This window comes from Brevibacterium zhoupengii, assembly GCF_021117425.1.
Taxonomy (GTDB): Bacteria; Actinomycetota; Actinomycetes; order Actinomycetales; family Brevibacteriaceae; genus Brevibacterium; species Brevibacterium zhoupengii.
Map to the genome: position 1 here is coordinate 4,315,565 of NZ_CP088298.1, position 20,510 is coordinate 4,336,074.

Sequence of the window (20,510 nt, forward strand, 5' to 3'; positions counted from 1 at the left end):
TGCAAAGGACGAACAGTGACGCAGACTCCCGACTCGCACACACCTAACTCGCCAAATCCAGCTTTCTCACCAGCGATGACGCAGGCTGACCGGGACGACGAATTCCTCGCCGACTGGTCCTTGCATTCTCGCTTCGGAGCCGTCGAGGGTACGAACGGTGTCGACCGGCAGGCGGCGAGCGCCGCCGATGGTGAGCAGCGCAAATGGTTCGCCGAGCTGCTGGAGAAGCACGGGTTCAGCGTTCACCGGGATGCGATCGGCAACCAGTTCGGGCTGCTCGAACTCGTCCCCGGCGCCCCGTACATCCTCACCGGCTCGCACATGGATTCACAACCCACCGCCGGGCGCTTCGATGGCGCCTATGGCGTCATGTCCTCGGCGCACGCATGCTTCGCGATCGCCGATGAGCTGCGTGCGGATCCGTCGACGGCGAGATACAACCTCGCCGTCATCAACTGGTTCAACGAAGAGGGTTCGCGCTTCAAGCCGTCGATGATGGGCAGCAATGTCTTCACCGGCAAGGCCGAACTCGAGGCTGCTCTGGCCACGACCGACCCGCATGGTGTCACCGTAGCCGAGGCGCTCGACGCGATCGATGAACGTGGTGACTTCACCGCGCCCGAGATCGCGGCATATGCCGAAATCCACGTCCAGCAGGGCCGCAGCATGGAAGAGGACGGGGTCACGATCGGCCTCGTCAACGCCACCTGGGCCGCTCACAAGTACGAGTTCCGGGTCACCGGGGAACAAGCCCACAGTGGTTCGACGCTGATGAGCGACCGCCGCGACGCCCTGCTCGGTGCCGCCCGTCTGGTCGTGGCCGCCCGTGAGCTCGTCGACGAGTTCGATGCGGGTGCGCTGCACACCGCGTGCGGTGAGCTCAACGTCTATCCCAACTCCCCCGTCGTCGTCGCGAGTGAGGTCGGCCTGCTCCTCGACCTGCGCTCCCCCAGCGCCGAGGTGATCGCCGCTGCCCACGATTCGCTCATGTCCACGGTCGCCCGGGTCCGCGAGGAGGTCGGGGTCGACATCGAGATCGTCGCCGAACACAGCTGGGATCAGAACCCGTACTCCGAGGACGGGGTCGAGCTGGCACGGTCAGCGGCCCAGGACCTGGGACTCACCTCGGCGAGGGTGATGACTGTGGCCGGACATGACTCGACGAACATGAAGGACGCCGTGCCCACGGTCATGCTCTTCGTGCCCAGCGTCGGCGGGGTCTCCCATAGCCTGCAGGAATTCACGAAGGACGAGGACCTCGTCTCCGGACTGCACCACCTCACCGAGGTTGTGCGACGGCTGGCCTGTGGCGCGCTGGGGTGACGACGCGCCGCCGCAGCGGACCAGGTGTGGTGACCCCGGCGCGGCCAGGTACACGCTGCGGCGCATTGCGCGCCCGCTGGCCTGCTAGTAACCGCTGAGTCGGAAGCGGTCACAGACCCTTGAGGCGGTACGGCACGAACGCGTCGTCCTGGTCGTAGGGGTAGGAGATCTCCCGAGCCACGGTTCCGGTCGATCCGCCCTCTTCGATGCCGTGGTAGGCGGTGTGCTCGTCATTGGCCCACCCGTTGAAGATGGCGACGTGCCCATTGGCGCCCTCTGTGCCCGGACCGCCCTTCATCAGCACGTCTCCCGGCTTGAGATCCTCTTTGTCGATGGTCTCGGCGAAGTTCGGCAGGGTCACCGTGTTCTCGCTCGCGTCCAGGCCCCAGGCCATGGAGACGAAGCCGGAGCAGTCCGTCCGATACTCGTTGCCCTGCGGGTCGGGGTGATAGCCGGCCATGTCGTACGGAACTTCCTGATCAACCCAGGTCTGCGCTCGATCGATGATCACTTCGCGGCGTTCATCTTCGGACTGCTGTGTCTGGTTCTGCGATCCGGCTTCCGGTGTTGCCCGGGCGGGCGTGGCGATCACGGCGGTGCTGCCGGCAAGGAGTCCGACGGTCAGTGCAGTGCCTGCGAGTGTGCGTGTCACCTTCATGAGATCTTCCCTTCTCAACGTGTCTCTGCTGCTTCGGAATGTGTCTTCGTCTATTCAGAATGCGATTCAGCGTGTGCGTTTCGCTCAGGCGATCGCGTCGACGTCCTGGTTGTCTGCGACGAGCTCGGCGGCAAGTGTCTCCCATTTGTCGTATGCATCTGGGTAGGCCGAGCGCTGAACTGCCTGAGCCGCTGCGCCCGGGTCCATCGTGGCCCACCCTTGAATCTGGAGGAGTCCTGGGTTCGGGCACAGAGGATTGACTCCGTAGAAGGCCTTCGTTGCGTAGGTGCGATCAGTCACCTGTGCCAAGGTGCCCCACCCGACGGAGGGACGCTGCTGGAACAGACCGGCAGAATCACGGTCACCTCCATCGAGGTTGAGCAGGCTCGACTCCTGCAGCGCGGTCATGACGGCAATCTTCTGAGCTTGCTGTGAGAGTTCAGCACCTTTGCCTACAGCGATGATGATGCGTGCGTTCTCGATCTGTGTCTGGCTGAGCTGAGTAGTGTCCTGGGTGCTGGGGACCTTACCGCCTTCGAGCGCTTTGCTGGTGAACGGGGAGGCTTCGGGAGCTGGGGAGTTCGGCTGCGCCGATGCTGCGGTCGCCATCGAGGCGCCACCTGCAACGAGGACGGCTGAAAGGGTTGTCACTGCGAAGGCTCGCTTGAGTTTCATCTGTTCTGACTCTCCTGGGGTTGTGAGCGATAGGTTCGGATGGGGTTCCTACCTCTCTGATTCCACAGGTTAGGCTGTGGTTTCGCTCACACTCCACCCTGACGGAGAGGGGAGGCTGGGCGCAACGAATGCTGACTCAACGGCAGTTGAACAGTCCTCGTCCCAGAATCAAACTCGACCCTGCGAAGTAGCCTTGGCGCATGGACCTCATGTTGCCCAAAGATGCCGCATTCGCGATCGATTCCTATCTGCGTGCTGCCGACCGATTGCTGCCGGGCGCGATCACTGCCTGTGCCGTGGGCGGTTCTATCGCCCTCGATGCCTACCGGCCAGGTCGCAGCGACATCGACCTTGCTGCCATCGTCAGCGATGAGTGGCGAGGCCACCGCGGTCTCATGGCGCGATTGCGGCTTCTCCACCTTTCGCAGCTGCCCCGCCTGGCAGTGAGGGCCGCACGTGGGCGTGGCGTCAGCGCGTGCTGCAACACCGTCTTCGTCTGGGAGTCCGAAGCCGGGCAGCCGGTCACCCGAATCCGGCCGATCGCTTCCCACGTCGGCGAGATCTTCGATCCTCACGGCGCCTTCGATGTCAATCCGGTGATCTGGAAGGAACTCGTCGACGGAGGCATCTCCGTCCGCGGCGATGACGTTTCCACTTGGGGCCTGGACCCGGAGCCCGATGGTCTCCGTGACTGGGTGGCGCGCAACCTCGACGAATATTGGGCTCCGCTGGCCAGGAGTGTTGGGTCTGGGAAACGGAGGCTCTCCGCCAGTGAGGTGGAATGGTGCCTACTGGGTCCGGCCCGCATGCATCACACGCTTGTGACCGGGAAGATCATCAGCAAGGAGGCCGCCGGGAGGTACGCGGCAGACGCGTTCCCAGTGCACGCTCCGATCATCAAGGTGGCCCTTGCACGAGTGCGACACGACACGATTCCGAGCCAGCCGCCGCGAGAGTACTGGAGGACGCTCACTGCGGAGGCGATGCAGACGATGCTTGCCGAGGCCAGACGGTCTCACCCGCCAGCCTGAGCAGATCGATCCCGGCGCCGAGGTGGCTGGGAGCCGGGCAAGGTCCTCGACTCAGTCGATGTCGTCGACGTCCTGGTTGTCGTCGACGAGCTGAGCGGCCAGCGGTTCCCACTTCGCGTACTCGTCAGGGTAGGCCGAGGACTGCACGTCCTGCGCGGCCTGGCCCGGGTCAATGGTCTCCCAGTTGTCGATCTGGGTGAGGCCCGGGTTGGGGCTGTCGGGATTGACTCCATAGAACGACTTCGAAGCGAAGACGGGATCCTCCACCTGCTCAGCCGATCCCCAGTTCATCGAGGGGCGCTGCTGGAACGCTCCGACGGAGTCCCGGTCCCCGCCGTCGAGGTTCTGTAGGCTCGATTCCTGCAGTGCGGTCATCACGGCGATCGTCTGGGCCTTCTCCGACAGGTCCGCGCCCTTGCCGACGCCGATGATGGTGCGGGCATTGTCGATCTGCTCGGAGCTGAGCTCGTCCGGATCGTCGATGCCCACAGCTGCGCCGGCACCTGGGCCCTGACCGGCGTCCGAGGCGTTCGCGCTCGGCTGGTCGACGGCTCCTGAGATCGGATCGGCCGAGGCCGAGGTTGCCGCGGCCAGGGAGAGACCCCCTGCGATGACGGCAGCTGACAGTGCAGTCACCGCGAATGTGCGCACGCGTTTCATCTGTTCTCACTTTCATGTTGGATCGGGCGAGCTGCCCTGACGGCGTCTTGGTTAGGTCCGGTCCACATCTGTCTCCTGCTTTCGGCGCAGGGATGCTCCGGTAATCGCCTCACACAACACTGTCGGACGCAGGAAGTCGGTTCAATGGCGAGAGGCTCATAGGTGACTCAGTCTCGCCGCAACGAATCGGGAGCGAATCGTGATCATCAGCTCAGAATTCGCTGGATGCCCCGCGGCACCATGCGGCGCCCGAATGCACCCGTGACCCGGGTCTCGGTCTGCCCACCGGGTCGTTCGCAGCTTCGAGTCAGGCTCTATTCAGGCGGCCGTTCTTCTATCTCACGACCTCGCGTGAGGTGTTGTCGATTCGGCGGGTCCAACCGCGACCGTCGAGGTATTCGAGCAGGGGTATGACGACGCGTCGAGTGGTGCCCAGAGCCTGCCTGGCCGCACTCGTCGTGAACGGCTGGTCCAGTCCCGCAAGCAGTCGCATCGCCTGTGCGGGTGTCCGTGGTGACACAACCACACCATCGCCGAGGCGCAGGAGTCGTCCCGCAGACTCGGCGACAGCAAGCTCCCGCACTCCCAGACGAAGTTCTCGCAGGTCATCAGCCTCAGGTGCGGCAAAGGGGTTGGCCGCCAAGCGTCGTTCCACCTCGGCGACGCCCGCCTCGGCAGGGCCCAGATCCGCGGAATGTCCGGGCGGTCGGACCATGCCCTTGACCGTCTCCAGGCCTGCGCGAGAGACGATCGCGGCGACGAGTTCGCGATTGTGGTCACCGGGCAGCGGAGGGTCGAGGCGGCGCAGGTCTTCAGCCAGTGCCTTCTCGGGAACACCGGCCGCCAAGGGTTCTTCCGCCAGCTTCGCTTTCACGATGGTCGCGGCCGCTTCCACCCAGTTCTCGAGGGTCGGCCGGTGCACGAGCCATCCCCCGGTCTCATTCACCACTGCCTCAGGTAGGTCCTCGGGCACGCTCAGACCGAACCGGAGCAGCTGTGCACGTTCGACGGCTCCCCGGCGGGCCACCTCGGCGAGGATGTCTCCGGTCTCCGGACGACCTCCCAGCTCACGGGCTCGCCTGGTGCCGGCACCGCGGCGGCTGAGTTCGGGTGGGTCGACGTCGAGGACGACGACTCCGGCGTAGACGTTGCGGCTGCCGGGGCTGCGCAGGACGATCCGGTCCGTGACCTGCAATGGCAGCGGGCGTTCGAGCGTGAGGCGGGCGTGGTCGCCGTCGAAAGGTCGCAAGTGGACCGGGACCGCGGCGGTCCCGATGTGGAGCATGAGCCCGTGCACGCCCTCGTCGAGGGGCTGGCCCATGGTTCGGCGCACGTCGATGACCTCGACGATCGGCCACGCATCGTCGCTGATGAGAGCGTCGCCGCGGTGGATGTCGTCGGCGGCGACCTCGCGCAGATTCACGGCGACACGGGTGCTGGGGGCGACCACCTCGGCGGAGGAGTTCCGGCTCTGCAGGCCGCGGACGGCCGTCGCCTCGTCCGAGGTCTCCCCGACGAGGCGCAGACGGTCCCCGGTGCGCAGGGTTCCGGCTGTGAGCGTGCCGGTGACCACGGTGCCGGCGCCCTTGATGGTGAAGGCACGGTCGACCCACAGCCGCAGCCGGGCATCGGAATCGGGGGCAGGTGCCTCGGCGGTGACCTGGTCCAATGTTGCGATGAGCTCGTCGATGCCGTCCCCGTTGGTCGCCGAGACCGTGAGCACGGGAGCATCGGCCAGCGGCGTGCCTCGCAGTTCGGCTCTGACCTGGGATTTTGTCGCTGCGACCGAGTCCGGGGCGATGTCCGCGCGGGTGATGACGACGAGGCCGCGCGTGATGCCCAGCGCGGTGATCGCGTCGCGGTGGTCACTTGACTGGGCCTGCCACCCCTTATCTGCGGCGACGACGAGGCACACGATGGGGGCTGGGCCGACTCCTGCGAGCATGTTCGCGAGGAACTTCTCATGCCCGGGGACGTCGACAAAGGCCAGTTCACGGCCCGAAGGCAGGGTCGTCCAGGCGAAGCCGAGGTCGATCGTCAGACCCCGCTTCTTCTCTTCGGCCCAGCGGTCCGGTTCCATCCCGGTCAGGGCTCCCACCAGGGTGGACTTCCCGTGATCGACGTGGCCGGCGGTCGCGAGGACGTACATCGTGGTCATTGTTCTGAAGAGTCCTCGTCACCGTCGCCGAGGTGGTGCTTGAGACGATCGAGGAGCCTGCTGTCATCGCCCGGTTCGATATCGACGAGGTCGGCTCCTCGAATGCGGGCAATTGCGTCGACGATCCGCTGGTCCTCGACTTCGGGCACGCAGCGCAGGTCGATGAGGCATCGTCCCTGGTGAACCCGGGCGACAATGGCCGGGTCACCCTTGCGAAGTTCCGCGGCGAAGTACTCAGGCAGTTCGACGGCCCAACCAGGCAACGGCACACCAGGGGCTCCCCCGCCGCCGACGCGGCCGTCGTGCGCGACGACGACTCCGGAGGCAAGCTCTGCAAAGCGCTCGGTGCGTTCCTGAAGGCGATCGACGTCGATGTGCAGGGCTTCCTGGACGGGGTTCTCGGTGTTCGCGACCGTGGCCTCGATTGCCGCCAGCGTGAGCTTGTCGGTGCGCATGGCCCGGGCCAGGGGGTGTTTCGCGATGCGCTGCACTGCGTCGCTGCGGCCGAGGATGAGGCCGGCCTGCGGGCCGCCGAGGAGTTTGTCGCCGCTGACGATGACGACGTCGGCTCCGGCGGCGAGCGCACTGGCGATGTCGGGTTCGTCGGGCAGCGCCGGGACGGGCTCGAAGAGTCCGCTGCCCAGATCGGCGATGAGTGGGAGTCCGTGTTCGTCGGCGAGTTCACGCAGCTGCGCGATCTCGACGGAGGAGGTGAAGCCTTCGACCCGGAAATTGCTCGTGTGGACCTTGAGCAGGCTCGCCGTCTGGCCGGTGATGGCCTGGGCGTAGTCGTCGAGGTGGGTGCGGTTCGTCATGCCGACTTCCCGCAGCCGTGAGCCCGTCGTCGCCATGAGGTCGGGCAGGCGGAAGCCGGCACCGATCTCGATGAGTTCCCCGCGGCTGATGATGATCTCACTCGCCGGATTGTCAGCGAGCACGTTGTCACCGCGCAGCGCGGTGACGGCGAGCAGCAGCGCGGCGGCACCGTTGTTGACGACCAGGGCGTCCTCCGCGCGGGGGCAGGCGCGCAGCAGTGCCTGCTTTGCGCCGGTCCCACGCTTGCTGCGCTTCCCTGTCTGTAAGTCCATCTCCACGTCGACATAGCCGCTCGCCTCGGCCACGGCCTGTTTGGCTGCGGCAGACAGTGGGGCGCGGCCGAGGTTGGTGTGGACGATGATTCCGGTGGCGTTGAGCACCGGGGTCAGGGAGGAGGCCGAACGGGTGGTCACGTTGCGGATGACGGTGGGGGCCACCTCGGCGACGGGGATGTCACCGGCACGAGCGGCGCTCTGAGCTTCAGAGATAATCGCTTTGATTGTCGCCTGGCTCCGGCTCTCACCTGCGGCGATGACCTCGGGGAGGGCGAGGAGATGATCGGTGCGCGGGATGCTGCGCCGCGGATCCGTGTCGACCAAGACTGCGTTCTCCTTCACTGCGGTCGGGCCCTGCTGCGGACGCGAACTCCGAGGTATCAGGTGCCGCGACGGCGACGATGCTGGTGGCGGAGGCGGACGGGAATCGAACCCGCCAGACCGAGATACTCGGTCTCACCGGTTTTGAAGACCGGGGAGCCCACCAGGACTCGGACGCCTCCGTGAAGAATCCTACCGTGGAAGGTGGGGGTCCTACCTTCCACATCAGGAGTCGCCCACTCATTGCCGCTGTTGCGAGACTGAGGTCATCGAGACAGAGATGGTGCTTCATGACGTGATCTGAAGTGCCGCTTCCAGATCTTCTAGGAGGTCGGACGAGTCTTCGATTCCCACAGACAGGCGGATGGTGCCTGGCAGAATTCCGAGTTGCCGGCGCTGCCCTTCCGACACAGTCGAATGTGAGGTCTTACTTGGCAGGCATGCAAGCGATTCGACACTGCCCAAGCTTGAAGCTTCGTGAATGACGCTGAGATCGGCAACCAACCGTGCCGCGCGATCGTCGCCGCCGCTGACCCGGAACGTGACGATGGCTGCGCCCTTCAGTCCCAGCTCGTCAGCGAGATTCCTATCAGCATAGGAGCTGGTCGTGGGATGTGTAACGGCCTCTACTCCAGTTGCGGATTCGAGATGATCAGCGATGATCTCTGCGTTCAAACATGCTCGCTCGGTTCTGATGACCAGGGTCTTCAAACCACGGTCCAGCAGAGCGGCTCCCTGTGGAAGAAGAGTGCTTCCAAAGACCACCGACGACTGACGAACAGCATCGATCGTCTCCTTGTCCCCGGAGGCCACACCCGCGGTAACATCCGAGTGCCCGTTGAGGTATTTGGTTGCCGAATGCAGTACAACATCGAAGCCGCGTTCCAAGGGCTTGAGCATCGGCGGTGGGGTGAAGGTTGCGTCGACGACGGCTTTCGCTCCCACATCATGCGCGAGTGAGGCCAGCGCGGTGAGATTCGCCAGGCGCAGCATCGGATTCGACAGGGACTCGACGAAGAGGAGGGCAGGAGATTCGGCGAGTTCGCGTTTCCACCCGGCCAAGTCATCCACGGCTACAAAGCGGACTGTGCGCCCGAAGTCGGAAAACTGCTGACGCAGGAATTCCGATGTCTCTCCGTAGAGCTCTTCGGCAGCAACCAGGGTTCCCCCTGGCGGGACCAATGACAGCAATGTCGTGGTGATGGCAGCCATGCCCGAGGAGAACAGAACCGCATTCTCAGCCCCTTCGAGGGCAGCGATCTTCTCTTCGACTGAATCGACAGTCGGGTTTCGGTTTCGGCTGTAATACCAGGACCTCTCACCGCCGGTTTCCTGGATGTCACGATAGTCATCGTCATCAAGATCGAAATTCACCGATGTATAGATCGCATCCACGATCGGCCTTGGTCCGGAACCGGCGAAGCGCCGCCCCTGGGATACGGCAGTTGTCGACATTTCGAATTGTGGTCGGATCTGCTTCATTCTTCTTCCCTGCTGGAGTACGAAAATTCGCGAAAGGTGATTCAGCGATTTCTACGGACCAGTAGTGTGTCAAGGAGGGAAGTCACGGTCACCGCCATCGTCGGAAGTGATTGAACGACCGCCCACTGGGGACTCCGATCGTGTCCGATCCTACCGCGCCAGGTGAGGATCCTGTCGCCCGGATCTGCGCGTATGGGCAGTGCTAAGCTGATTTCGGAGACGCACCGAGGTCATCCGATGTCGAGGGAGACATCTATGCCGATCGGCTATATCATCACCATTGTCATCATCGGGGTATGCACATTCACTGCCCTGATCAGGGCCACACGGCTCGGAATTCTCGCTTTCTATGTCAGCGTGGTCATCAACGAAATCCCGCATCTGGCTGCACTCTTCCTCGTGCTGTCCACTGCGCTGGCCCTGGTCGAGGGAGACCTGCAGGGAACCGGCGGCACGATACTTCTCATCATCGCCGCGTTCGAGCTTGTGGGCCTGCTCGAACTGACCAGGCGGTCGATCCGCGCCCATGCGGTGGTCAACACGGTTGCGGCCGATCACGGGGCCACGATCGGCGGTGGTGGTGTTCGACTCTGGCTGCGGCCACTCGTCTTTCCCGTACCTCGCCGGCCCGGAAACGTCACACGAATCGGCGGTCTGTCCTACGGCGAGCATCCCAAACAACGTCTCGATGTCTATCGGCACAGGAACAGCGAGCGCACTGGCCCCGTTCTCGTCTATTTCCACGGTGGTGGCTATTCGTCGGGAACCAATCGGAACGAAGGACGGGTACTGCTGCACCGTCTGGCCGCCCAAGGATGGACGTGTATCAGCGCGAATTATCGCCTGCGCCCGGAAGCAGGATTCGACGACCACCTCGCCGACGCACGCTCGGTGCTCCAGTGGGCTCACAGCAACGCCGGCATCCACGGCGGAGACGTCTCGAAGATCGTCATGGCCGGCAGCTCTGCAGGTGCGCACATGACCGCGTTGACGGTGCTCACTCCCCCGAAGCCTCTTTCGCCTCCTCCTTACTCGACGTCGTGCTCAGAGTCAGCCGACGCCGAGGTGGTTCCCCCGATCGCTGCTGCCGTGTGCCTGTACCCGTGGATCGGCCGGTACTTCGGTCGGAGCGAGGACGAGAGCCAACCGTCGACGCCCCTGGCCCTCGACCCCTCGAATGCACCGCCCATGTTCATCGCCCATGTTCATCGCCCACGGCGATCACGATTCCTGGGTTCCGATCGAAGCGGCTCGAGAGTTCCACAAGCATGTGCGCGCAGGGTCATCGAACGCGACCTGGTATGTCGAACTGCCCGGTGCCCAGCATGCCTTCGACGCTCTGCATTCCTGGCGCAATGCCTCCATCGTCGAAGGGATCGTCGCGTTCCTGCGTCCCATCGGCGATCTCGCTGAACCGGCCGATTCATCACGATGAAAGGACACTTCATGTCGGACTTCACCTGGGATCCCGACACCTACCTCGACGTCATGGCAGAGGAGATCCCCGACTACCGGCGGCTGCAGGCCGAACTTGCCGCAGCCGTCGCCACGGCGGATCCGCGCACAATCCTCGACCTCGGCGTGGGCAGCGGGCTCACGGCTCATCGGGTCCTCGAGTCGCTGCCGGAAGCGCATATCCACGGCATCGACGAGAGCGAAGAGATGCTGACAGGTGCCGCGCAGGTTCTCGATCCCAATCGCAGCACGCTCAGCCACGGGCGGTTGCAGGATCCGCTGCCCAACGGTCCCTTCGACCTCGTCATGTCGACCCTTGCGGTGCATCACCTCGACGGAGAGGGGAAGGCCGATCTGTTCTCACGGATCGCACGGGTTCTCGTCGCCGGCGGCCGGTTCGTCCTCGCCGATCTCATCGTCCCAGCCGATCCGGCAGATGTGGTCACGCCAATCGACGGGGTCATTGATGTGCCGAGCTCGCTCGCTGACCAGCTGGAATGGCTGAGCGCGGCGGGATTCTCCACTCGAGTGACCTGGCAGCACCGAGACCTTGCGGTAGTAGCAGCAGACATGGTCGATTGACAGACGGTGCACCCTTCACACCCGCTTTCACTCTTCTGACCGAGTTCACTCAGGGTTTGCTCAGGTGTTGTCATGGTCGACTTAGGCTAGCCGGGTCTCCCCGCTGTCTTTCCAGAAAGACCCCATGTCTTCACGCATCCTGCCTTCGTCGAGTAATGCCGCGTTCACCAGGTCATTCGTTCTCGTTCTCGCAGTGATCGCTGCACTCCTCGCTCCGGGGACGATGGGGCCGGGCGGACTCCTGGCCACCTCGGTGCCGGCGAGCGCTGCCCCGCCCAGCGATGAGGATCTGGGCAAAGACGGGTCGGTCCTCCGCTCCTCCGAGACGAAGCGGGTCGCACCGGGCCTCGAGGTCACGGACTTCTCGCGTCTTGAGGACGGCGGCTGGAACAACGGAAACGTTCTCACCGCCGATCTCACCACGGACTCCCTGTCCCTCGACGTCCGCGACACCGGCACGGTCGCCGGCCACGCCACCACGAGCGAGATCATGAAGGGCGGCAAGAACGGTGCGAAGGCAGTCGCAGCGGTCAACGGCACGTTCTTCGATATCAATCACTCCTATGCCCCCATCTACACCTCGGTGAGCAGGAACGGAATGCGGATCGGCTCTCAGACTCCCAAACCGGCGTTCACCCTCGCCGACAAGAAGGCCGCCGTGACGATGCTCTCGGCGGCTGGCACACTGACCGCCGACGGGGAGGAGAAAGACCTCGGTGGGCTGAACAATCCGAACCTGTCGAGCGATGCGATCGGCGTCTACAACGAAGCCTGGGGTGACTACTCCCTCAACCGGCCGGTCGGCGGACCCGATGTGATGGCAGAGGAGATCGCACGGGTCACCGTCGTCGACGGCACCGTCACGAAGTCCTCCGGAATGATCGAGGAGGCCGGGGATCCGGACGTTCCCGAGAACGGTCAGGTCCTCCTCGGACGTGACTCCGGAGCGAAGACTCTGTCTGAGTTCGAGGTCGGCGACGAGGTGGAGATCGAGATCGGCCCCAGCGAGGACGTCGACCTGGGCATCGGGGGAAGCCACCAGGTCCTCAAGGACGGCGAAGTCCCCGATATGGGCAAGGACAGCTTGGTGACCACCGCGCATCCGCGCACAGCCGTAGGCATCAGCAAGGATGGATCCGAACTGTTCGTGACCACGATCGACGGCCGCAGCGAATCATCGGGCGGAATGAGCCTCGACGATATGGGCGAGTTCTTCTCCGACATCGGCGCTCACAACGCCATCAATCTCGATGGCGGCGGATCGACGACGATGCTGGCACGCGAAGCCGGAGCAGATGCGCCCGCGCTGCAGAATGACCCCTCCGATGGAGAGGAACGCTCGGTCGGCAATGCCCTCGTCTTCTACTCCGATGCGCCGGCACAGACCATCAACGACGCGCAGATCGAGCCCGACGTCGAGGGCGAGAGCTCGGTGTTCAAGGGACTCCACCGCAGTCTCACAGGCACGGCCCTGGGCGCGAACCTCGAACCGATCGCCGCTTCAGGTTCCTTCTCTGCCGAAGGTGGCGTCTCGCTCGCCGATGCGGATGAGGACACCGCTCGTGTGGCCGGCGACTCGACAGGGACCGGACGGGTCTCCTATCAAGTCGGCGGTCACACTGCGCGGCAGGAGCTGCGGGTGCTGGGTGAGGCCATCGGCCTGCAGCCGAGCACTCGCGCGATCAACCTCGAGAAGACGGGGGCGAGCGAGAAGGTGCGCGTCCAGGGCTTCGATTCTGAGGGCCGACGCGCGCTCATCGAGCCACGGGACATCGATATCGAGACTTCGGAGGGGCTCTCGACTGAGGACGACGGAACTGGCGGCTTCGTCGTCACTGCCGAAGGCGATTCGCCCACGGGTTCGATCGCACTCACCGTGGGTGAGGCCACGACGACCATCCCGGTGACGGTCGGCACGGAATCCACCGAAGTGCTCGACTTCTCCGACCTCTCCGCGTTCACTGACGCCTCGGACCGCGCGACAGGCTCCTTCACAGCAGGTGAGCCCACCGATGACGGCAAGCCGAGCATCGACCTCTCCTATGACTTCACCACCTCCTCGGCGACCAGAGGCTACTACCTCGTCCCGAAGGAACCGGTGCCGATCGAGGGCAACACTCTGGCCTTCGAGATGATGATCCGCGGCGATGGTTCCGGTGCCTGGCCCCGACTGCAGGTGAAGACCGCCGACGGGACGACGACGAACATCGACGGGGACCATCTCACCTTCGACGGCTGGCAGAAGGTGCGCTTCACCGTGCCCGCCGGCCTCTCACAGCCACTGAGCCTCGAGCGGATCCGCTTCATGGAGACTCGATCGGCCGAGAAGTACATGGGCGAGATCTCGATCGCCGACCTGCGCGCGGTCTCCACCCCTCAGACCGATGACCCGACGACGCAGGCAATCCACGATCCGGCCCTGCTGAGCACCGGCTCCGTCACGGGCCGACCCCAGCAGGTCGCTGTGATGAGCGATGCCCAGTTCGTCGCCACAGATCCCGACTCAGGATCGGTCGAGGGCGCGCGGCGGACCTTGCGTGAGATCCGCAGGGCCGACCCGGATCTTCTCGTCATCAACGGCGATTTCGTCGATGAGGCCTCACCTGCCGACTTCGAGCTCGCCGAGTCGATCATCGCCGACGAGTGGACCGAGGACATCCCCTACATCTACGTCCCCGGCAACCACGAGATCATGGGCGGCGAGATCGAGAACTTCGAATCCGCGTTCGGATCACCGACGACTGCCAGGACCGTCGGTCGCACGAAGGTGCTCACCTTGAATTCCTCGGCCGGGTCCCTGCACGGCAGCGACAGCGAGCAGCTTCGTGCACTTGAGGATGCCCTCGCCGAGGTGGATGAGAGTGATCATCTCACCGGCATCACCGTGTTCTTCCACCATCCTCCGCAGGATCCGCTGCCGTCGAAGACGAGCCAGCTCGGCGACCGTCGTGAGGCCGCGGAGTTGGAGAAGAAGCTCGGCGAATTCCGGGAGAGCAGCGGAAAGTCTGCCGCGGTGATCAACGGCCACGTCGGAGTCTTCCACGGGGCTGCAGTCGAAGGAGTCTCGTACCTCATCAACGGCAATTCAGGGAAGAATCCGGCGGGCACGCCTGCCACCGGCGGATTCACCGGATGGACGATGCTCGGCATCGACCCCGGAGTGGGTGAGGTCGGAGATAATCCGAGCACCGCCGACCGCGTGGGTTGGCTGGCCGCAGAGACGAGGCCGCAGGTGGACTCCATCTCCGTCGATGCACCGACATCGATGGTGACCGGACAGTCAGCCGATATCTCCGCCGAGTTCACCCAGGGTGAGCGCACAGTGCCCGTCGGCTGGCCGGCAACGGCACAGTGGGGCGGAGACGGTGTCGTCATCGATGCCGGCGCCGAGGCGGATATGCAGAAGGCGACAGGAGCGAAGGTGCACGCCGAGGCGGCTGGATCCTCGGCACCCGAGGCAGCCTCCGAGGTGATCCGGATCAATCCGGCCACTGGAGAGATCACCGCCGAGAACCCCGGCACCGCAGTCGTTGAGGTGACTGTCAACGGCAAGACCGCGAAGACCACGGTCGAGGTCGCCGGAGACGGACCGCCTACCGGTCCAGGCGATGACAAAGGTGATGAAGACGCCGAAGGGTCTGACAACGGAGCCGATGAGGACGGGGCTTCCGCAGGGTCAGAAGACGGCACATCTGCTGCGTCGGACGCGTCGGATGACGGCGGCGACGAGGCGAACGGTTCGGGCAGTGCGGACAGCTCGGACTCTGAAGTGTCTGCTGGCGGCTCGGATGACGGCAGCTCATCCGACGATGGCTCCGATCAATCCGGCAACAGGGACGGTTCGGCGAGTGATGGCTCCGCGGCGAGCGGCAACGCCGATCCAGGGTCGAATTCGGACGGTTCGGGCGACGGAGGCGGAGATCTGCCGAGAACCGGCGGACCGGTGCTGCTGACGGCCGCTGTGGGCGCTCTGCTGGTCATCGGCGGACTCGTCATTGCGAGGTTCGCCCGTGCCCGCCTCGGCGGTCGGTCGGGGAACCGCCACTGATGGATCGTCGGTGCTGCCTCGGCGATCAGGCAGCGCCCGATCATGGTCGAATGAGCACCTGTAGCACTGGTCTCACCTCGGTGTTAGTCTCGCGGTATGACTGCCACCCAGGAACGTCTGACCTCATTCGCCCACGGCGGAGGCTGTGCCTGCAAGATCCCGCCCGGCGAGCTCGAAGAGGCGGTCAAGGGCCTGACCGGCCAGCCCGGTGCCGATGTCCTCGTCGGCCTCGACGACGGGGATGATGCCTCTGCCGTCCGGGTCCGCGACGACCTCGCGGTGCTCTCGACAGCCGACTTCTTCACCCCTGTCGTCGACGATGCCTACGACTGGGGTCGGATAGCGGCGGCGAACGCCCTGTCCGATATCTACGCAATGGGCGGGACGCCGATCACGGCGATCAACCTCGTCGGCTGGCCGCGCGAGAAACTGCCGATGGAACTGCTCACCGAAGTTCTTCGCGGAGGCCTCGACGTCGCCGCCCAGGCGAAGTGCCCCGTCGCCGGTGGGCATTCGATCGACGATCCCGAACCGAAGTACGGCATGGCCGTGACCGGCATCGCCCGTCCCGATGAGCTGATGCGCAATGATTCCGCCGAGGTGGGCCTGCCGTTGACACTGACCAAACCGATCGGCGTCGGCATCCTCAACAACCGGCACAAGCAGACCGGCGAATACTTCGCCGAGGCCGTCGCGACGATGACCGCGCTCAACCGCGACGCTGCGCAGGCGGCAGTGGCTGCAGGTGTACGCGCGGCCACCGATGTCACCGGCTTCGGGTTGCTCGGCCACCTGTTCAAAATGTGCCGTGCATCAGGCGTCGGTGCGGTCATCGACGCGGCCGCGGTCCCCCGCCTCGGCGGAGTCGATCAGTCGATCGCCGACGGGTACGTCTCCGGCGGAACTCGTCGGAACCTCGACTGGGTGCGTCCCAGCCTCACCGCCGACGACTCAGTGAGCGAGGATGACCTGCTCCTCCTCGCCGATGCCCAGACCTCGGGCGGACTGCTGGTCGTCGGCGAGATCCCGGGACAGCCGATCATCGGTGAGATCGTCGTCGGCTCGGGTGTGCACGTGCGGTGAAGTTGGCACGTCACTTCGTCGTCGTGGTGGCGGTAGCAAGCAGTGCCGAGGGGTGGACCTCAGCGTGCAGAATCGGGCTTCGGCCTGAACCGTTCGTGAGCAGCTGTGAGTAGATCGACCAGCTCCCACCGGCCCACTTCCAGCGGCTGGTTGAGAACGATCCTCTCCCCCTGAATTTCACGCGTGAGGAATGAACGGCGCGTCGACCGCCTCCCTGATCCCGAAGCGAACGCAACATTGACAGCGGGGAAGGACGGGGATTCCGGGCGATTGCCGAAACTCGCTGTTGTCACGCTGTCGACTACCGACCACGTCGCATGGTGCACGGTCTCTTCCCCGCTCTGTCCGTCGCGAATGAGTTCGAGGCTCTCCGGTGTGAGCTCGAGACGGTAGTCCTGCTGATGACGTCTGACGATGAGCATCGGGGACACCAAACCGAAGAGGATCAAGAGCACGACTGCGCACAGTGCTACGAATCCGTCGGCGCCCAACACCAGAACGAGCAGTCCGAGCAGACCCAGCGCCACGCTGCCGATGAGACGTCCGGTGTATGCGCCGGAGGACGCGCGGCCGATGACAAGCCGACCGTTCTTCTCGATGGACTCCAGTCGTATCGCGACTCTCTCACCCTGCGAGGCCCCTGCGGGGAAAATCAGTGATGACTCGTCCGCGGACTGCCGATACCCCGGCGTCTCATCGCTGCCCGTCATGTCTTCCATAAGCGCCCCATGAGTCCAGACTACGACAGATGTGCGGGGCTTCACGCTGAAACAAGATCAATGACCTGGTCGACCGTGCGGGCGTGCACGTTCGTTCGTGCAGGGCCCCGCATCCACTCGGTCCGAACGACCGTCTAGGCGATTCGATCCACTCGTGTCATCCGTCCGCCGTCGGTGAGGAGCGGCAGATTCAGCGCGGCATGACGTCCTGATCCCGGAAGCGCCTGAATCCGCTCACGAAGAGCCAATAGAAGACTCCGGTCAAGAGCGCGCCGAGGAGAATCTCCCACCAGACAAATGGGTCGTGTCCCCAGCCGATCAGGTGCATGAGGATCCGGACGATGGGAACGAGTATGGTCACAACTGCGGCCTCTTTGAGACTGCGCCGGTCGGCGAGCAACTCCTTGACTGCAACCTTCATAGGTTCCACACGTTACTGCACGTGCATTATTGTGCAACATGTGTTGTCGGAAATTCCGAGCATCCCTCACCGTTGACGCCACAACGCACCACTGCGGCACGTGGTAGTGCTGCTCCCAGTGAGGAGTTCCACCCGCTGTCCGCGTCAGGGGGGGGTGCCGCTTACACCCCGGTCGTGATCGAATCGCCAGTAATTCCGCGGGCGCGACGTTCTTCGAGGCGAGCGCGCTGCGGTTCGACCACGTGGCGCGGATCCTTCGTGGATTCGATGCCGGCCTCGAGGACCCCGAATCGCGTGTACGCCGAGGCGGCTGCAAGTGCCGCACCGCTGACCGCTGAGACGGCACGTAGTGCGGCTCGAGTCTTCCAACCCGCACCCTTCCCCAGCTTCTTTGCGAACACCCTGGCCCCCACCTCGGCGGCGGCTGTTCCGATCGCACCGGCGATGAGCAGCTTCTCCGCCCGGTGGAGCTTGTGGCCGGGTTCGCCCTCTTCGAGAGGATCCACCTCGGCGGGGTGCATGCCCTTCTTCATCCGATCCATCGTGATCGCCTCTCCGGCGGCACCGACCAGAGCGAGCAGGCGTGCCGGTCCGGTCTCCCGCACGGGAGCCAGAGCCATCGCAGTGCCTCCGGCAGCCACTGCGGCCGAGGACACGAAGACGTAGGAGAGACCGTTGCGACCGGCGGCGTTCCAGGTGGGGACCGCGGTGTCGCCGAGGAGCGCTCCGGTGTACGCGGCCAGAGGAGTGGCGAAGAGTGCCGACTCGAGCGCGGCAGGAGTCTCGAAAGCATGGAGAATTCGACGCAGCGGCCCCAGCGGAAGCCGCAGACCGGTCAGCCGGTCGACTTCGATCGCGGCAAGTACTCCCGAGCCGACGCCGAATCCGGAGAGAATCCAGGTGCCCAGGCTCATGGGCGAGCTGACTTTGAACACGCGCATCATGTTGAGGAAGCGTTCGGGACGGCCGAGGTCAGCCACGAGTGCCGCTCCCCCGACACCGGTCGCGGTGATCGCCGTGAGCCTGGTGGCGATGCGCAGACCCGGGCGGTCGCTGAACTGGGCGCCGAGGCCCAAGAGGCTCGAGCCGCCGGCCAAGCCGCCGAGGAACAGGTAGAGCGCGATCTCGTCGCCCCATGGTGGAGCCTTGACGATGGCACGTCCGTAGTAAGAGGAGAATTCGACATCCTCGACCATCGGCATCTCACGGTTGCCGTCGGCCCCGCGGTTCTTCCAACCCTGACCACCGCCGCGGCCACCGGGGCGACCACCTCGGCGACGCTTCTTCCGTCCGCGATCAAGCTCAGGTGGACGGTAGGAATCGTATTCGGATGTGCTCAATGCCGGCTCCCGAGAAACGCGAGTCCGGCGGCAGCGACCATGCCGAGTGCGGCCATGCCCGCCTTGGCATACATCTGGGGCAGGTCCTTCGTCGGCACCCGCGGATCCGGCGGCAGACCATAGACCTCGGGCTCGTCGAGGATGAGGAAGACAGATCCGGTTCCGCCGACGCCGTCGTTCGGGTTGGCGCCGTAGAGTCGGGCCTCGGTCATGCCTTTCGCGTGGAGGTCGGCGACGCGGGCGTGGGCCTTGTCGACCATGTCGTCGTGGTCGCCGAACTTGATCGACTCGGTCGGGCAGGTCTGCGCACAGGCCGGAGTGTCACCTTCGACGAGGCGGTCGTAGCAGAGCGTGCACTTGTTGGCCGTGTTCTTGTTCGGCACGTCCATATCCGCGGCCTTGCGGTCATCGCGATCGGTGGGCGTATTGATCGTGCCGTCATCACGGCGTTCGATGACGCCGAAGGGGCAGCCGGCCACGCAGGTGCCGCAGCCGTTGCAGACATCGTTCTGCACGACGACCGTGTCGAATTCCGTGCGAAAGAGTGCACCCGTGGGGCACACGTCGAGGCAGCCGGCGTGGGTGCAGTGCTTGCACACGTCCGAGGACATCAGCCAGCGGAAGTCCGCTGTGTCCGGAGGCGTCGTGTCGAGTTTGGCGATGTCCTCCGGGTCGCTCGGGCTCAGGGCTCCGGGTGCCAGCAGGTCGATGCCCATCGGCGGTGTCGACGGCAGACCGCCACCCGAGGCGCCAGCCCCATTGGACCCGGACTCTGCGGCTCCGAGGGCTCCACCCAAAGGCTGTTCACCTGCGGACTCGTTCGAACGTGGTCGGATCGTCGGCATGCCGAGGTTGACGAGTTTGCGTCCGGATTCGCGGGCGGCTTCGATCCGCTCGGAATCCTGTTCGATGAAGGCGACGTGACGCCAGGTGTTGGCGCCGAGGCTGCCCGTGTTGTCGTAGGAGGAGCCGAGGAGTTCGAAGGTCCCGTCCTGCGGGTTGTTGTTCCATTCCTTGCAGGCGACCTCGCAGGCCTTGCAGCCGATGCAGATCGACGTATCGGTGAAGAACCCTTTGCGCTCGTGCGCGGAACCGTGCCAGTGCCCGTCAGCAACAGCGTCATCCTCGACAGTCGTCGACATCAGTCCTCCTCCTCGTTTCCTCTATTGTCCACCGTATCGTCGCCGGTGGGCTCGCCCTCAGGAGAAGGCGCACCCTCGCCGAGGTTGCCCTTCTGAACGCTGTCAGCATCCTCGCCGATGTAGCCACGATCCGGATCCCCGTCGGTCGGGTCCCCGTCGTCCGCGCGGTTCGCGCCCACGGTCTCGGTCCTGTTCTCGTCGATGGAATCGGCGGGTCGAAGATCGACACGACCAGTACGGTCGTCGGCACTGTCAACGACGCTGGAAGCGCCATCGTGTGCCGAACCACCGCTCGCCTCGGCGTCGTCCGATTCCCCACTG

General features: G+C 64.7%; 16 protein-coding genes and 1 tRNA gene. 6 read left to right on the forward strand and 11 right to left on the reverse strand.

Annotated features, from left to right (window positions below):
• The first annotated feature begins 75 nt into the window (after positions 1-75).
• Positions 76-1,323 (forward strand): M20 family metallo-hydrolase, encoded by a 1,248-nt coding sequence (locus LQ788_RS19410; RefSeq protein WP_231443888.1) that lies wholly within the window; start codon positions 76-78, stop codon positions 1,321-1,323.
• Between the two features lie 109 nt (positions 1,324-1,432).
• Here LQ788_RS19410 and LQ788_RS19415 read toward each other — a convergent pair whose 3' ends face one another.
• Both LQ788_RS19415 and LQ788_RS19420 read right to left on the reverse strand, forming a co-directional pair.
• Positions 1,433-1,981, reverse strand: coding sequence for an NlpC/P60 family protein (locus tag LQ788_RS19415; protein ID WP_231443890.1), 549 nt, complete (start codon positions 1,979-1,981; stop codon positions 1,433-1,435).
• 84 nt (positions 1,982-2,065) lie between these two features.
• Positions 2,066-2,656, reverse strand: coding sequence for a hypothetical protein (locus LQ788_RS19420; protein WP_231443892.1), 591 nt, complete (start codon positions 2,654-2,656; stop codon positions 2,066-2,068).
• A gap of 200 nt (positions 2,657-2,856) precedes the next feature.
• Here LQ788_RS19420 and LQ788_RS19425 point away from each other — a divergent pair, with 200 nt between their 5' ends.
• The gene (locus LQ788_RS19425) at positions 2,857-3,687 is read left to right on the forward strand and encodes an aminoglycoside adenylyltransferase domain-containing protein (protein ID WP_231443894.1); all 831 of its coding nucleotides are present in this window, start codon (positions 2,857-2,859) and stop codon (positions 3,685-3,687) included.
• Positions 3,688-3,738: 51 nt separating this feature from the next.
• Here LQ788_RS19425 and LQ788_RS19430 read toward each other — a convergent pair whose 3' ends face one another.
• The 5 genes from LQ788_RS19430 to LQ788_RS19450 all read right to left on the reverse strand — a co-directional run bounded on the left by LQ788_RS19430 (position 3,739) and on the right by LQ788_RS19450 (position 9,399).
• Positions 3,739-4,347 (reverse strand): hypothetical protein, encoded by a 609-nt coding sequence (locus tag LQ788_RS19430; RefSeq protein WP_231443896.1) that lies wholly within the window; start codon positions 4,345-4,347, stop codon positions 3,739-3,741.
• A gap of 334 nt (positions 4,348-4,681) precedes the next feature.
• Positions 4,682-6,496, reverse strand: a complete 1,815-nt coding sequence (selB, locus tag LQ788_RS19435) for a selenocysteine-specific translation elongation factor (protein ID WP_231447491.1) — start codon at positions 6,494-6,496, stop codon at positions 4,682-4,684.
• A gap of 5 nt (positions 6,497-6,501) precedes the next feature.
• Positions 6,502-7,920 carry an L-seryl-tRNA(Sec) selenium transferase gene (selA, locus tag LQ788_RS19440; protein ID WP_231443898.1) on the reverse strand — a complete coding sequence of 473 codons (1,419 nt, stop codon included), beginning with the start codon at positions 7,918-7,920 and terminating at the stop codon, positions 6,502-6,504.
• A gap of 84 nt (positions 7,921-8,004) precedes the next feature.
• Positions 8,005-8,099: transfer RNA gene (locus LQ788_RS19445), tRNA-Sec, on the reverse strand.
• 106 nt (positions 8,100-8,205) lie between these two features.
• On the reverse strand, positions 8,206-9,399 hold the full coding sequence (locus LQ788_RS19450) for a trans-sulfuration enzyme family protein (protein ID WP_231443900.1): 1,194 nt from the start codon (positions 9,397-9,399) through the stop codon (positions 8,206-8,208).
• A gap of 255 nt (positions 9,400-9,654) precedes the next feature.
• On the opposite strand from LQ788_RS19450, the gene LQ788_RS19455 reads away from it, so the two are divergent.
• From LQ788_RS19455 to selD, 4 genes are all read left to right on the forward strand, one after another.
• Complete coding sequence (locus LQ788_RS19455; protein ID WP_231443902.1) at positions 9,655-10,812, forward strand: alpha/beta hydrolase; 1,158 nt, start codon at positions 9,655-9,657, stop codon at positions 10,810-10,812.
• 33 nt (positions 10,813-10,845) lie between these two features.
• On the forward strand, positions 10,846-11,436 hold the full coding sequence (locus LQ788_RS19460; protein ID WP_231443904.1) for a class I SAM-dependent methyltransferase: 591 nt from the start codon (positions 10,846-10,848) through the stop codon (positions 11,434-11,436).
• A 124-nt stretch (positions 11,437-11,560) separates the two neighbouring features.
• Positions 11,561-15,484, forward strand: coding sequence for a phosphodiester glycosidase family protein (locus tag LQ788_RS19465; protein ID WP_231443906.1), 3,924 nt, complete (start codon positions 11,561-11,563; stop codon positions 15,482-15,484).
• A gap of 96 nt (positions 15,485-15,580) precedes the next feature.
• Positions 15,581-16,567: a selenide, water dikinase SelD gene (gene selD, locus LQ788_RS19470; protein ID WP_231443908.1), complete on the forward strand. Its 987-nt coding sequence runs from the start codon at positions 15,581-15,583 to the stop codon at positions 16,565-16,567.
• A 59-nt stretch (positions 16,568-16,626) separates the two neighbouring features.
• On the opposite strand, the gene LQ788_RS19475 is transcribed toward selD, so the two are convergent.
• The 4 genes from LQ788_RS19475 to LQ788_RS19490 all read right to left on the reverse strand — a co-directional run bounded on the left by LQ788_RS19475 (position 16,627) and on the right by LQ788_RS19490 (position 20,189).
• Complete coding sequence (locus LQ788_RS19475) at positions 16,627-17,286, reverse strand: hypothetical protein (protein WP_231443910.1); 660 nt, start codon at positions 17,284-17,286, stop codon at positions 16,627-16,629.
• 190 nt (positions 17,287-17,476) lie between these two features.
• On the reverse strand, positions 17,477-17,707 hold the full coding sequence (locus tag LQ788_RS19480) for a hypothetical protein (protein ID WP_231443912.1): 231 nt from the start codon (positions 17,705-17,707) through the stop codon (positions 17,477-17,479).
• 161 nt (positions 17,708-17,868) lie between these two features.
• Positions 17,869-19,047, reverse strand: coding sequence for an NrfD/PsrC family molybdoenzyme membrane anchor subunit (gene nrfD / locus LQ788_RS19485; protein WP_231443913.1), 1,179 nt, complete (start codon positions 19,045-19,047; stop codon positions 17,869-17,871).
• Positions 19,044-20,189 (reverse strand): 4Fe-4S dicluster domain-containing protein, encoded by a 1,146-nt coding sequence (locus tag LQ788_RS19490; RefSeq protein WP_231443916.1) that lies wholly within the window; start codon positions 20,187-20,189, stop codon positions 19,044-19,046. The genes nrfD and LQ788_RS19490 overlap by 4 nt, the downstream gene beginning before the upstream one ends.
• Positions 20,190-20,510: the final 321 nt, after the last annotated feature.

What these genes read in the sequence shown, in the direction of transcription:
- selB (WP_231447491.1), bottom strand. Translation starts at nt 6,496, where the DNA reads ATGTACGTCCTCGCGACCGCCGGCCACGTCGATCACGGGAAGTCCACC.
- LQ788_RS19415 (WP_231443890.1), bottom strand. Translation starts at nt 1,981, where the DNA reads ATGAAGGTGACACGCACACTCGCAGGCACTGCACTGACCGTCGGACTC.
- LQ788_RS19460 (WP_231443904.1), top strand. Translation starts at nt 10,846, where the DNA reads ATGTCGGACTTCACCTGGGATCCCGACACCTACCTCGACGTCATGGCA.
- LQ788_RS19455 (WP_231443902.1), top strand. Translation starts at nt 9,655, where the DNA reads ATGCCGATCGGCTATATCATCACCATTGTCATCATCGGGGTATGCACA.
- LQ788_RS19410 (WP_231443888.1), top strand. Translation starts at nt 76, where the DNA reads ATGACGCAGGCTGACCGGGACGACGAATTCCTCGCCGACTGGTCCTTG.
- selD (WP_231443908.1), top strand. Translation starts at nt 15,581, where the DNA reads ATGACTGCCACCCAGGAACGTCTGACCTCATTCGCCCACGGCGGAGGC.
- LQ788_RS19420 (WP_231443892.1), bottom strand. Translation starts at nt 2,656, where the DNA reads ATGAAACTCAAGCGAGCCTTCGCAGTGACAACCCTTTCAGCCGTCCTC.
- LQ788_RS19490 (WP_231443916.1), bottom strand. Translation starts at nt 20,189, where the DNA reads ATGTCGACGACTGTCGAGGATGACGCTGTTGCTGACGGGCACTGGCAC.
- LQ788_RS19425 (WP_231443894.1), top strand. Translation starts at nt 2,857, where the DNA reads ATGGACCTCATGTTGCCCAAAGATGCCGCATTCGCGATCGATTCCTAT.
- LQ788_RS19475 (WP_231443910.1), bottom strand. Translation starts at nt 17,286, where the DNA reads ATGGAAGACATGACGGGCAGCGATGAGACGCCGGGGTATCGGCAGTCC.
- LQ788_RS19480 (WP_231443912.1), bottom strand. Translation starts at nt 17,707, where the DNA reads ATGAAGGTTGCAGTCAAGGAGTTGCTCGCCGACCGGCGCAGTCTCAAA.
- LQ788_RS19430 (WP_231443896.1), bottom strand. Translation starts at nt 4,347, where the DNA reads ATGAAACGCGTGCGCACATTCGCGGTGACTGCACTGTCAGCTGCCGTC.
- LQ788_RS19450 (WP_231443900.1), bottom strand. Translation starts at nt 9,399, where the DNA reads ATGAAGCAGATCCGACCACAATTCGAAATGTCGACAACTGCCGTATCC.
- LQ788_RS19465 (WP_231443906.1), top strand. Translation starts at nt 11,561, where the DNA reads ATGTCTTCACGCATCCTGCCTTCGTCGAGTAATGCCGCGTTCACCAGG.